The organism is Salinibacillus xinjiangensis (assembly GCF_009649735.1).
GTDB classification, from domain to species: Bacteria; Bacillota; Bacilli; order Bacillales; family Alkalibacillaceae; genus Salinibacillus; species Salinibacillus xinjiangensis.
Genome location: NZ_WJNH01000002.1, coordinates 345,793 through 358,261, shown reverse-complemented (window position 1 = coordinate 358,261; position 12,469 = coordinate 345,793). Strand labels below are relative to the sequence as shown.

Genomic DNA, 12,469 nt, shown 5'->3' with positions numbered 1-12,469 from the left:
GAACCCTTGGTTATGGGTTCTTTTTCATTGTAGCTAATAACAGCTCGAATCATAAGGAAAATTGTATTAAAATAATGGAAGTGTCGTTTATTTGAATGTATGATTAAGTATCTAAAGCTACAGGATGTGGAGGCTTTAATTCATCATGTTCGAATCCTATTTTTCACCTACAAATCCAGGTCAATCCTTTCAACTTTTCTCTCAATCACACATTGTGGTGATTGCTATAGGCCTTTTGTTATGTGTTATACTCTTTGTGAATGGAAAAAAATTAAAACCAGCCAATTTACATGATTGGTTAAGGTACATCCTCATTGGTGTTTTAGCTATCAGTGAAGTTAGTTTAAATATTTGGTATATTACTACAGGAGCATGGAATGTTAAAGAAACATTACCGTTACAATTATGTTCGATTTCCTTGCTCATGAGTATCATAATGTTGATTACAAAATCTCGAAAATTGTTTGAGGTTGTATATTTTTTAGGTATAGGAGGGGCAATTCAAGCCATACTAACGCCCGAATTGTTTGACGGTTTTCCGCATTATCGATATTTTCATTTTTTTGTTGCACATTTCTCCATAATCTTAGCCTCCTTGTATATGGTGGTTGTAGAAGGACTACGCGTAACATTTTGTTCCGTATTATGGGCGATGTTGGTTTTAAATGGGATTGCCGTTATCATATACTTCATCAATAAGGTCATTGATGCTAATTATATGTTTTTAGCACATAAACCCACAAATCTGAGTGTACTTGATTACCTTCCTGATTTTCCATGGTACATTATTTACCTTGAATGTATAGCTTTTGTTGTTTTTATTTTATTATATCTTCCTTTTAAATTTAGATAAGTGGAGGAGTGCAGTTTTGAAAATCGCAATTATTTCGATTCTAATAGGTGTTATAGTCGGTTATGTATCCGGTTATTTTATAGATGGAAAATTTCAGCCAGACTTTTTTATCTTATTTACGTTAATTAGCTTTATAGTTGGCCTGATATGGGAAATAAAAAAAATCAATCGGTACAAACAATAGATTTATTTTCCAGTTTATTTATTCAAAATAATGAAAAAAGTGGTTAATAATTAAAAAAAAGATAGAATCCTTCTCTAGAATGCGGTATAGTTTTTTAGAGAGGAGTAAAAGTTAAAATGGCCAATGTTTACATTTTGCTTACTAAAACCGGATCGGTATTTTCACAAACTATTGGGCTATATACGGGAGCACCTTATAATCATGTATCAATATCCTTGAATAAGGAATTGACGGAGTTGTACAGCTTTGGTAGAAAAAAACCGTATAACCCCGTTCGAGCAGGTTTTGTGAAGGAATGTGTTCATAATGGTGTTTATGCAAGATTTCCAAATACAACCTGTGAGATTTATAGCCTACAAGTTAGTGAGCGACAGAAGGATAAGATGCAAAGAGTTATTCAGCACTTTAAGAAAAATGATAGGAATTACCGATATAACCTATTAGGAATTGCGACAGTGCCATTCGGAAAATCACTTGACCGCAGACATGCCTATTTTTGTTCACAGTTTGTCGCCACAGTATTAAAGATTGCAGGTATTGAAGTATGGGAAAAGCCTTTAGGATTGATCACGCCCGATGAATACCGTAAAACCAGCCAATTAGACAAAATATATGAAGGACCTTTACACCAATACTTTGATACGCTTCATGAAAATCAACAGCATTTATCTATACCTAATCAGATGTTCCAAATATAGGGTTTTATCTTTGTACTTTATACTTAATTATGTTATTCTTTACTTACAATTTAATCGCTTATCAAGAGTGGATGAGAGAACTGGCTCGTTGATTCCACAGCAACCTACTTAACAAAAGTAAGGTGCTCCCACCAGCAAAGCAAAAAAGCTTTGAGTGATAAGGAACGTGAACTTAAATGACAAGGTTCTTTTTGCTTAAAGCAAAAGGAACCTTTTTTATTTACGATAAGTGATTAAAAAGATCAAAAAAGGGGATGAGTCTTTTGAGAGCTTCTGGTACAGCAAGGGGATATATGGCTAAGAATATGGAGACAAGTTTATTTTTAGAGCATGTTTTAAGATGCTTTAGGAGAGAACTTGCAGATCAAAAACGCGATGTGATAATTGAAAAAGTTGACCATGACAGCAATTTTCTTGAAATTAGATGGAAAGAAGGGGAGGAAGCCTACTTTTTCTTAACCAATTGGAATGAAATAAAACATTATCAAAGCAAGGGACCATATGCAGTTGACCGATTTATAATTCAAAAATTTAAGGAAATTGGATTTGACTTCAATCATGAGGCAAGTCATTATGCTCAAATTATTTCAAGTTAATGCCTTATATTAAGATGAACAGGGTGGTGTATCCCACCCTGTTTTATTAGTCTTTACTTTGTAAAATGTCGTGATCAACATACCGTTCCCCGTTGATTTCACTAATAATGTTAACGGCGACTTTTGCGCCATGCCCCGCCGTAATAATTGTATGAACACTTTCTCCGGCAACTGTTCCAGCTGCCCAGACATTTTTCTTGCCTGTCTTTCCGTGCTCATCTACTTTAATGTTACGAGCAATACGGGGCTCTTTCCCATCTACAATTTTTAGTCCCATTTGTTCTGCCAAATCAACAGATAATCCTGTAGCTAGTAATATATGCTTTGCCTCATATTCATGTTTTCCCATTTGAACTAAAAAGTGATCCTTATGCTCTTCAATTTTGTTAATTTCATCCGTTTTAAATTCTGCACCTAAGGCTTTTGCCTGCTGTAAACCAACCTCAACTAAGTCAGGCCCTTCAATATCTTTAACTCCATAATGGTTTTTAATCCAAGCCTTTTTCGTAATACTTTTCCCATGGTCGACTAGCAGTGTCTTTTTTCCTGCCTTTGATGCAAAAATGGCAGCACTTGCTCCAGCAGGACCCCCACCAATGATGGCGATGTCGTACATCATTATTATCTACTCCTTTTCTGAAATACCTTATACTATAAAAATCCTTTATGTAACTATTAGAGTCTACTCATCATTAATATAGCCATTCTGCGTGTTGGTAAAACATAACTTGACGGTTGAATTTAGGAAAATTCAAGTACATTTTGAATTTGATACCTGAAAAGCATTATAATAGAAGTATAAAGGAGGACATTATGAAAACATTTAAACTTATTTCTTTAGATGTTCTTGAAAAAAATGGTGATGAGCTTATCAATCGCCCCATTCCATTAAATGATGGCTTAATTATCAACCGTGAAGACGATGATAACCATTGGCTCATTGAGGCATATATGGACGATAACCAAAAAGAATACTTCCAACAAAAGAAAAATGAAAATCGTGAGCATGTATTACAAGTGAAAATTTCAAAAGAAACAAATGAACCTGCTACCATGATGGCTAAAATTGTCGGATTAAATAATATTGGAAATGCAATCAACGTTTTATTCATTGGTACTCTTGTGAATAGAAGACAGGACAAGGTTGAAGAGATGCTTCAAGAGCTTATTCAAGAGGGTTATCAAGGAGAAGAGCTACTACGATTGTTTAAAAAGAAAAATAAGATAGTAGAGATATCCTCTAACTAGCCTCCACATAATCCCGCTTAATTAGGAGCGGGGTATTTTTATATTTGGTTAAAATAGTGATTAATTATAAAAAAATTTGTCAAAAAGGTTGATATCTAAGTTAATTATTGTCATGATAAGAAGGATTTTAGGGAAATAAGGGAGAAAGTAACTATGAAGGAAGTTATGTATAAACAAAATAAATTCACAGAGTGGCTGAACAATAGATCCCCTGTACAGCTCATTATTATCTTTTATGCAATTGCTGTCACTATAGCCTGCCTGTTACTAGGCGCACCCTTTGCTCAAAAAGAGGGAATATCCCTACCATTTATGGAGGTGCTTTTTACATCAGTAAGTGCAGTTAGTGTTACTGGTTTATCGGTTGTTTCCATAGTAGATACATTTAATACACTAGGGATTTTTCTTTTGGCCTTTGTTCTTCAATTTGGTGGCATCGGAGTCATGACAATCGGAACCTTTGTTTGGATCCTTATTGGTAAAAAGATTGGCTTGAAGGAACGACGTCTTATAATGGTCGATCATAACCAAATTTCATTCCAAGGCATGGTTAAACTGATGAGAGGGATCTTAAGGCTCATTTTGTTAGTTGAACTTGTCGGATTCCTTATTTTAGGAACCTACTTCTTAAATTATTTTTCATCTTGGCAAGAGGCCTATTTTAACGGTTTTTTTGCATCTATAAGTGCAACTACCAATGCAGGATTTGATATAACTGGCCAATCCTTAGTTCCGTTTAAAGATGATTACTTTGTTCAATTAATAAATATATCTTTGATAATCATTGGTGCAATAGGATTTCCTGTCTTAATTGAGGTCAAGGATTATTTGTTTTCCACTTCAGAAGAACGTAAATTTATGCGATTTAGTTTGTTTACAAAAGTAACAACATTAACGTATGGCGCATTATTATTATTTAGCTTTATCATTACGATTCTATTAGAGTGGAGTCATTTTTTTGCCGATAAGAAATGGCACGAAATCATCTTCTATAGTATATTTCATTCCACAACGACTCGTAGCGCCGGTTTATCAACGATGGATGTGAGTCTGTTGACAGAACAAACTCAGTTGGTCACGTCGATGCTAATGTTTATTGGAGCTTCTCCAAGTAGTGTTGGAGGGGGAATTCGAACAACCACTTTTGCTTTAGTGATTATATTTATTTTAACGTTTGCAAGGGGAAAGAAAAATGTAACAATCTTTCGTCGAGAAATTCACGAGGAGGATCTATTTAAGGCAGTTGTGGTCACATTGATGGCAGTTTTTCTGTTTATGACATCTGTAGTCATTGTTTCTAGTTTGGAAAATTATTCACTTGGTTCAATTATCTTTGAGGTAAGCTCGGCATTCGGAACGACAGGACTATCGATGGGAATTACAGCCGGTTTATCTGAAGGAAGTCAAATCGTTCTTATGTTTTTGATGTTTATCGGTCGAATTGGGCTTCTAACCTTCTTATTCTCGTTTAAAAAGGAGAAAAAGGGAGGCGAATTCCACTATCCAAAGGAGAGAATTATCATCGGTTAAGTCAAACCTTCTAGGAGGAATTAAGTTGGAAAAGAATTCGATGATCGAAAAGCTTTTGGTTCCGGGAAAGCTTACAGAATATTTAGGAGATGCACTACTTTTTATCAACGAATCTGGAAAGATCCTATATGCGAATAAATCTGCCATTCAAGTTCTCGGAGATGCCAATGTGACTGGAAAGAAAGCTGACACATACTTTGAATCAAACCTAATCACAGAAAAAGAAGAGCATCAAATGCTAGTAGATATGAAAACACCAGTTTCGAATGTTGTACAAGTCAAAAGCTGGAAGGTTGATGAACATCAATTTTGCATACATTTAAATCCCATTCGGTTAAGTGAGAAAAAAGACAATTTGTTGTATTCCCTAAGTAAAATGATGAAGCAGCCCTCAGAAGGTATGGTGCTTCATGAGGAGGGGAGGATTGTGGATTGTGATCAATCCTTTGCACAAATTCTAGGTTATTCAAAAGAGGAACTTTTGGATCAATCTGTGTTTTCAATTGTTGATCGAAAATATTTGGATGTCTTAAAGAAGAACATCAATACATATCATGAAGGACCCTACCGTTTAAAAGGCTATAAAAAAGACGGACAATCCATCTATGTGGAAGTGCTACCTCAAGTATATGCGGATACGAATAGACAATTACGTATTGCGATTATTCGTGATGTTTCAGAGAGAGTTCGTAGCGAAAAACAAATAGAATTTATGGCCTATTATGACGAGTTAACTGAGTTGCCTAATCGGAATTTTTTCAATAAAACTTTAGAAGAGGCTATTAAAGAATGTAGAGAAGAGGATTGTCGGATGGCTGTCCACTTTATTGACGTTGATAACTTTAAACAAATAAATGATACGCTTGGATATCAGTTTGGGGATGCAATGTTAAAAGCATGCTCAGAGCGATTGAAGCAATTACTTAATGAACAGAACTTTATTGCACGAATGAGCGGGGATGAGTTTTTACTTTTGCAAAGAGGAATTCAATCTAAGCATGAGGCAGAGGAGTTGGCAAAAAAGATAATCGCTGCTTTTCAAACGCCAATTGATGTAAATGATTATGAGATATACACAACCGTTAGTATTGGGATCAGTATTTATCCTGAAAATGGAACAAGCTCAAACGAATTAGTGAAACATGCGGACTCTGCGATGTATGTGATTAAAGATAAACAGCGGAATCATTATCAATTATTTGAATCATCGATTACAGAAAACTTTAAAGAAATGCTGACCATTGAAAACGAGCTGAGGAAAGCGATAAGATTATCACAATTCGAGATTCATTATCAGCCACAAGTGGATATTTCAACTAATTGTGTGATTGGTTTTGAGGCTTTATTACGATGGAATCATCCGGAGAAGGGGTCAATTTCGCCAGGAGTGTTTATTCCTTTAGCAGAAAAAACGGGTTTGATCATTGAAATAGGGGATTGGGTTCTGAAAGAGGCATGTAGACAGACAAAGGAATGGCAAGATAAAGGGTATTCTCCTATGAAGATTAGTGTGAATTTGTCTGTTAAGCAGTTTTTACAAAAAAGTCTTGTTGAGAAGGTGGAAGCTGTATTACAGGAAACCGGATTAAACCCAAAATACTTAGAGCTGGAAATTACTGAAAGTATGGCTATGTCCAATGAAGAATTTATCATGGAAACCTTGAATGGATTAAAGGGACTAGGGGTAAATGTTTCTATTGATGATTTTGGCACAGGGTATTCGTCCATGAAGTATTTAAGTCAATTTCCATTGAGTAAGCTTAAGATTGATCAGCTATTTATTAGAGGTCAAAGAGAACAAAACCAATCCATTGTAAAGTCAATTATTCATTTGTCACATGCATTAAATATGAAGGTGATTGCTGAGGGAGTCGAGACTAAGGAGCAGTTGGAGTTTCTTAAAAATGAAAAATGTGATGAAATCCAAGGCTTTTATATTAGTAAACCCGTAGCAGCCGACAAAGTGGAATCGTTTTTGTGCTAAAGAAAACAGCTAATCCTATATAGGGAGAGGCTGTTTTTTATGGATTCTTAAAGATTGAATACTATCTCCATAAGCTCGCATAAAATGTTAAGGATGCAGCATAAGGAGGGGTAGTATGCGATATATAAGATTTTCACTTCATAGTCCGGGAATTGCCTGGGTCAATTCTACATCTGATAAAGTTCGAATCCATAATCATTTGGAGCTAAATCCGGATGAGGCAAGTGTTGATCTATTATCACAAAGTCCTAATCGCGTTGATTGTTTACAAGTCAAAATAGATTTGGACCATCGAGTAAAAGTGATAATGGTTATCTATGAAACAAACAAAGGGCTAGCCGTAATGCCCATCAATATTCCAGCAAAGCCTCATGAGGGCGATGCTATCTTCCAAATCGTTAATCTTGGACTCCAAAACGAACCTGTACGAATAAAAGCAAAATATGGAGATGAATTATCCCCTTTATCATACCAGCAGTTTTCCTCTTATTTAACGTTATACCATCAACTTGACCTTGCCATTGATTTTTCCCTTCAAGAATGTAAAAACTGGTGTTCATTACAAACATTAGAGATTCAACAAAATAGGTATTACCTGCAAATCATTACCAACCATTCGAGTGATCCCTTACTTTTACTTGAGTGTTCGATAAACTAGTTCCTCATGTAAGGCTGTTTTCGTAAATGTTGTTGCTTTTTATACTTTGCAGTGGATATAAACTGCGACGTAATTTTAGCATTACTAGTTTCCAAAAATCAATTTGATGAGTTCGAAACCGTCGCTACGGAAATACACTTCGCTTTCCGCGGGCGAGCGCTGAGCTTCCTCGCTAAAGCTGCGGGGTCTCAGCTGTCTCTTTGCTCCCCGTGTATTTCCTCCGCTATATGCAGTGCCTCAATAGTTTATTTAGAGCTGAACTATTGGTTATTAAAAGCTTTTTAACCATACATTCATCAGAACACTCTAATAGTGGAGGCAGAATACGGAGACTCCTATGGGAAGAAGCGTGGTGAAGACCCCGCAGGAAGCGGTCTTTGCTTCTACTATCAAAAATTTTAAGTTCAGTTGGAAGATAGTATAAGTGCAACTAGGCAATCGCCGGCGCCTTACGGCTTGGCGCTAGCCAAGTTTTCTTTACGAGGAGGCTGAGGCAGTGCCCATGGAAAGCGGAGTATTCTGCCGGAACGGTTTGCAGGCACTCATCAGAATGACTTGGGAGACACTTTTTTACGTCGCAGTTTATATCTTTTTAGTCAAAAAAACTTTTTCATAGAAAGCATCATGTAAAAAGCCTACTTGCTATTGGCAAGGAGGCCTATTTGTGTAATTAGATGTCTTATTGTTCTTCAGGGACAGTGAGTTCTTGCTCTGTTGTTGATAATAATTCTCTTTCTTGCTCTAATATTTTTAATTGATCATTCTCATACCCAATTACAAATGTGGATTTGTAATGCTCGGTTAATCGTATTTGTTTATCTTTCCTTGAGATATGATCCGCATTCAAGGTGATTTGAACACGGTGGGAGGAGGTCATTTCTGTTTCAACATTATTTATGCTTAAATCATTCACATGTACGTATTCTTTTCGAAAGTCCTGATACGTTTTTTGATTTTGTAAATCACTACCTAGTAGAGTGTAAGCATTTAAATAATCTCTCATTTCAAGATTCTCAAAGAAGTAGTTTACGATATAGTTAGCATCCTGCTTAAGCTGTTCTTCATCCACTTGCTCATACGTTGTGAGTTCAGTGTTATAATTTAATTCTTGATCGTCTGCTTGATCTGACCACATGTTCACAAGGTCAATAACCTCATGAAGAGGAAGACTGAATCCAATTTGTCCTTCCTTAGAACCGGCTGAATTGATTGCAATTATATTTCCGGTTTGACGATGAATGAGCGGGCCGCCACTATTTCCGTTTGTGATAGGCGCTGAAATTTGATAGAGACCTTGATAGTCATATCCTTCTTCAACGGTAAAGTTACGATTTTTTCCAGAGATAATCCCTATTGTAACAGTATTTTGAAAACCAAGCGGACTACCAACTGCAATAATATCATCACCTATTTCACCTTCGAAATCCCCATCAATCGGTAACGTACTTCGATCGACCAATTGTGGGACACGTAGTACTGCCACATCCTCATTTTCGCCAATTCCAACTAAGGCGGCGGGGTAGGTGCGGGCATCAGACGTTTTCACAAAGATAGAATCGGCATCCTGTACAACATGAGCATTTGTTATAATATCGCCTTTTTCATTAAAGATAAATCCAGAACCAATGTTTTGTCCGCTCTCATTTTCTGCCTCAATTTGAACAACTGATTTTTGAGCCTCGTGAATGATTGTTTTCAAATTGGTCTCTTTTTCTTCTTTATTGGTCCGAACAAGCTTTGCTACATCATTTTCCAATGATATATTATCCTCATTCCAATTTTGGTATACAAGGAATAGTAAACCGATTAGGATAATCCCAGTGAAAAGTGACAATACCACAGGCCAAAAAATATATTTTTTCTTCAATTGTCTCAACTCCTATCATGGTGACTCCAGGAACCACTGTATCTTATCTATTTTCGCTTTATACTCTTGATCAATTTCATAATGGGTAAACTCAAAATTACCTTCTTCGTCAGGATAAAGAGTATCTGGATAGGTGTATACTTCATTGGATTCCACAACTTCGTCATCTTCATTGACAAGTTGATAGGATACAGACACGGAATAAATAGGTACAGTTGCTACGCTTTTTAACTTACCCTTTACAATAAGGTCACCAAATTCGTCCATGCTTGATGAAATGGATACAATTTCAATCGCATCGTTTTTGTTTAATTGATGTTCTTTTTCAGCAGCATCCATAGCCTGCGAAATTCGTTTTTGTTGCTCAGTTTCAAATGCAACTTTTTCTTTTTCAATCGTAGTCTTAAGGCTGTTTAATTTTTCGCTCTCTGGCGCATAGCGAAGACCATCCTCAATAATGGTCATGGCATCTGAAAATTGTCTTAATTTCAAGCTTTCATTGGCTTTTGTATACGTAAAATTAACTAAACGAGTGCGTATATCCTTGGTGATTGATTTGGCTTCTTCATTTTGAATGCTTTCGGCTTGCCATAGTAATACCTTTAAATCTTCAATGCTTGGGTCTTGATTAAGATTGAACTTTAACTCTTCAGTTTTAATTTCGTTTCGCTTGTCGATTAACTTGTTAAGCAGTTTGTTGACTACTTTACCATCGTAATTTTGTAGCTCTTCTTCAGCATTTTTCGTGATGGTTAAGGCTTGTACATAAGCTTCTTCCTGCATTAAATTATTAGCAGAATGAAGCTGATTTTGAATCGAAATCGCAATGTCCATAAACTGAACATTTTGTCTGGCTGCAGAAAAGTTCTCTTTTTTATCAAGGGCTTCGGAAAATAAATCCTTAGCCTGTTGAAACTTGCCTTCTAGCGCCATATTTTCACCGTTATAATAAGTATCTATAGCTTTATTTTCTTGATAGGATAGTAAGAAATAAAATCCAATTAAAAGAAGAATCGAAACTAATAGTGTACCCATTGGTAGGAACCACCATCTGTTAAATCCTTTATTTGATAAACGACTTGAGAGGTCGTTTGGTAATTCTTTTCCGCAATTGATACAGAATTGTTCTTCATTTTTTACTTCTGTCCCACAGTAAGGACAATGGGGCATCTTAATCACCTGCTAACCGTGTAGTATAATTGAAGTCACAATAAATTTTAACATACAATTTCAAAAAAAGAGTCTTAAATCTGTGGATTTTTTGGTAAAATATATATGGGATTAGTAGAACTTATTCCTCTACATATAATAGATGTTGAATGGAGGTGTAGGGTAATGCTCGAAACTATTATGGGGATTGTTTGTGTGGGTATTCTTCTAGTAAATATAGGCTTTTGCATGTTTGACCATGCTTGATGGAAAAATACGTAACATGTAAAAATCCTTGTTACCCATGTGGTAACAAGGATTTATTAAATGAAATGATTATCGCGTCAAAGAAAACTCTCCGAATGGATAAATAATCAGTTCACTTCGTCCAATGATTTCATCTTCTTCAATGAACCCTAAACCATTACGACTGTCCTTGCTAATCGAGCGGTTATCTCCCATCACAAAGTAGCTGTCAGAGGGCACTGTTATAGGTCCAAAATCACCTGTACCGTTGATTGCTTCCTCATCTAAATAAATTTGATCCTTTTTCTTATCATTAATGTATAACGTGTGATCCTTTACTTCAATGACATCATTTGGTAATCCTACTACACGCTTAACATAGTTTTTCGTTGGCCTTTGGATGATTACAATGTCTCCACGATCAGGCTCAGATAGGTAATAAATAGCTTTATTAAATATGACTCGCTCACCATTTTCTAAGGTTGGATACATACTTGCACCTTCAACAACCGATGTTGCAAATACGAATGATCGGATAATAAATGCAAGTCCAATTGCAATTAAAATAGCTTTTCCCCATTCCCAAATCTCTTTTGCCAAAATTGTTCTTCCCTTCTCATTCTATATTATCGCATATATATATGTTACCATATGTATTCATTTCGGATACCTATTAATCCTCTTTTTTATATGTTAAACGTTAAGAGAGGTTATCTATAGGTACTAGTAACCAGGCAGGCGATTATATGATATTAAAATATTTAAAGTAGAGTAAATCCCCTATAAATCACCCCACAAAACCTCAATTCATGTCGAAGCATGGCATCATTATTCACTATATTCCTATAAATTTCAAAATAATTTGTCTAATTTTGCGATTCTATTTACTTTTCATATTACTTTTGACATAATCATAAACGTTTAATAAACAAATAGAAAGGGTAATAGGGTATGAGAAAGCTTACAACTGAAGATATGAGGAATGAATATTTGTATGAAGCCATTGTTGAGAAAAGAGAAGAAATGCACGACATGGCGGATGATTTTGGAATTGAAAGTGCAAAAACGTTATCTGTTAGTCAAGAGTTAGATAATCTGATCAACTTATACATAAGGGACAAGCTAGAGGAGAAAAGCTATAATTTGTCAAAAAATTGATATAGACACCACGCAAATAGAACTTGTTCATGTTAAGATTGAAAAAAGGTTAGTAACTTGGGGGGCTCCATCGGTGGCGTCTACTAACGATATGTTAAAACTAAAGAGAGAGATCGAATTGGTTCGATCCAAAATGATTGAAGTTGCATCTGTCAATGGTTTTACGAGTAAGGAGTCTATTCAAATTAGTAGAAAGCTGGATACCTTACTTAATATGTATCAAATGGTTCTTGAAAATAGAACAAAAACGTAAAGGTAACTTCATAAATCTTTCAAACTTCATTAAAAAAATCAGCGG

At 35.6% G+C, this 12,469-nt stretch carries 13 protein-coding genes, 1 pseudogene and 1 riboswitch; of the genes and pseudogenes, 9 read left to right on the top strand and 5 right to left on the bottom strand.

What is annotated here, in order from left to right; translation table 11 throughout:
• The first annotated feature begins 145 nt into the window (after window positions 1-145).
• From GH754_RS04515 to GH754_RS04505, 3 genes are all read left to right on the top strand, one after another.
• Entirely contained in the window at window positions 146-853 is a 708-nt protein-coding gene (locus GH754_RS04515; protein WP_153727527.1) for a YwaF family protein, read from the top strand.
• A gap of 300 nt (window positions 854-1,153) precedes the next feature.
• A complete protein-coding gene (locus GH754_RS04510) occupies window positions 1,154-1,735 on the top strand; it encodes a hypothetical protein (protein WP_153727526.1) in 582 nt (193 codons plus the stop codon).
• Window positions 1,736-1,790: 55 nt separating this feature from the next.
• Window positions 1,791-1,899: riboswitch (SAM riboswitch) on the top strand.
• A 99-nt stretch (window positions 1,900-1,998) separates the two neighbouring features.
• Window positions 1,999-2,331 (top strand): hypothetical protein, encoded by a 333-nt coding sequence (locus GH754_RS04505; protein WP_153727525.1) that lies wholly within the window; start codon window positions 1,999-2,001, stop codon window positions 2,329-2,331.
• A 46-nt stretch (window positions 2,332-2,377) separates the two neighbouring features.
• On the opposite strand, the gene GH754_RS04500 is transcribed toward GH754_RS04505, so the two are convergent.
• Window positions 2,378-2,947: an FAD-dependent oxidoreductase gene (locus tag GH754_RS04500; RefSeq protein ID WP_153727718.1), complete on the bottom strand. Its 570-nt coding sequence runs from the start codon at window positions 2,945-2,947 to the stop codon at window positions 2,378-2,380.
• 197 nt (window positions 2,948-3,144) lie between these two features.
• Between GH754_RS04500 and GH754_RS04495 the strand changes: the two genes are divergently transcribed.
• From GH754_RS04495 to GH754_RS04480, 4 genes are all read left to right on the top strand, one after another.
• The gene (locus tag GH754_RS04495) at window positions 3,145-3,579 is read left to right on the top strand and encodes a YwpF family protein (protein WP_153727524.1); all 435 of its coding nucleotides are present in this window, start codon (window positions 3,145-3,147) and stop codon (window positions 3,577-3,579) included.
• Window positions 3,580-3,732: 153 nt separating this feature from the next.
• Window positions 3,733-5,109: a TrkH family potassium uptake protein gene (locus tag GH754_RS04490; RefSeq protein WP_228550123.1), complete on the top strand. Its 1,377-nt coding sequence runs from the start codon at window positions 3,733-3,735 to the stop codon at window positions 5,107-5,109.
• A 25-nt stretch (window positions 5,110-5,134) separates the two neighbouring features.
• Window positions 5,135-7,093 carry an EAL domain-containing protein gene (locus GH754_RS04485; RefSeq protein ID WP_153727523.1) on the top strand — a complete coding sequence of 653 codons (1,959 nt, stop codon included), beginning with the start codon at window positions 5,135-5,137 and terminating at the stop codon, window positions 7,091-7,093.
• 115 nt (window positions 7,094-7,208) lie between these two features.
• On the top strand, window positions 7,209-7,751 hold the full coding sequence (locus GH754_RS04480; RefSeq protein ID WP_153727522.1) for a hypothetical protein: 543 nt from the start codon (window positions 7,209-7,211) through the stop codon (window positions 7,749-7,751).
• A gap of 679 nt (window positions 7,752-8,430) precedes the next feature.
• On the opposite strand, the gene GH754_RS04475 is transcribed toward GH754_RS04480, so the two are convergent.
• From GH754_RS04475 to lepB, 4 genes and pseudogenes are all read right to left on the bottom strand, one after another.
• Entirely contained in the window at window positions 8,431-9,618 is a 1,188-nt protein-coding gene (locus tag GH754_RS04475) for a S1C family serine protease (RefSeq protein WP_194841278.1), read from the bottom strand.
• A gap of 15 nt (window positions 9,619-9,633) precedes the next feature.
• On the bottom strand, window positions 9,634-10,653 hold the full coding sequence (locus GH754_RS04470) for a zinc ribbon domain-containing protein (protein WP_228550122.1): 1,020 nt from the start codon (window positions 10,651-10,653) through the stop codon (window positions 9,634-9,636).
• Window positions 10,654-10,743: 90 nt separating this feature from the next.
• Window positions 10,744-10,788, bottom strand: a pseudogene (locus tag GH754_RS20070) (hypothetical protein); the annotation flags it as partial.
• A gap of 315 nt (window positions 10,789-11,103) precedes the next feature.
• The gene (gene lepB / locus GH754_RS04465; RefSeq protein ID WP_153727519.1) at window positions 11,104-11,613 is read right to left on the bottom strand and encodes a signal peptidase I; all 510 of its coding nucleotides are present in this window, start codon (window positions 11,611-11,613) and stop codon (window positions 11,104-11,106) included.
• 351 nt (window positions 11,614-11,964) lie between these two features.
• On the opposite strand from lepB, the gene GH754_RS04460 reads away from it, so the two are divergent.
• Entirely contained in the window at window positions 11,965-12,171 is a 207-nt protein-coding gene (locus GH754_RS04460; protein WP_153727518.1) for an aspartyl-phosphate phosphatase Spo0E family protein, read from the top strand.
• Window positions 12,172-12,244: 73 nt separating this feature from the next.
• Window positions 12,245-12,424: an aspartyl-phosphate phosphatase Spo0E family protein gene (locus tag GH754_RS04455; protein ID WP_323741854.1), complete on the top strand. Its 180-nt coding sequence runs from the start codon at window positions 12,245-12,247 to the stop codon at window positions 12,422-12,424.
• Window positions 12,425-12,469: the final 45 nt, after the last annotated feature.

What these genes read in the sequence shown, in the direction of transcription:
- GH754_RS04515 (WP_153727527.1), top strand. Translation starts at nt 146, where the DNA reads ATGTTCGAATCCTATTTTTCACCTACAAATCCAGGTCAATCCTTTCAA.
- GH754_RS04510 (WP_153727526.1), top strand. Translation starts at nt 1,154, where the DNA reads ATGGCCAATGTTTACATTTTGCTTACTAAAACCGGATCGGTATTTTCA.
- GH754_RS04500 (WP_153727718.1), bottom strand. Translation starts at nt 2,947, where the DNA reads ATGTACGACATCGCCATCATTGGTGGGGGTCCTGCTGGAGCAAGTGCT.
- GH754_RS04495 (WP_153727524.1), top strand. Translation starts at nt 3,145, where the DNA reads ATGAAAACATTTAAACTTATTTCTTTAGATGTTCTTGAAAAAAATGGT.
- GH754_RS04490 (WP_228550123.1), top strand. Translation starts at nt 3,733, where the DNA reads ATGAAGGAAGTTATGTATAAACAAAATAAATTCACAGAGTGGCTGAAC.
- GH754_RS04480 (WP_153727522.1), top strand. Translation starts at nt 7,209, where the DNA reads ATGCGATATATAAGATTTTCACTTCATAGTCCGGGAATTGCCTGGGTC.
- GH754_RS04470 (WP_228550122.1), bottom strand. Translation starts at nt 10,653, where the DNA reads ATGGGTACACTATTAGTTTCGATTCTTCTTTTAATTGGATTTTATTTC.
- GH754_RS04460 (WP_153727518.1), top strand. Translation starts at nt 11,965, where the DNA reads ATGAGAAAGCTTACAACTGAAGATATGAGGAATGAATATTTGTATGAA.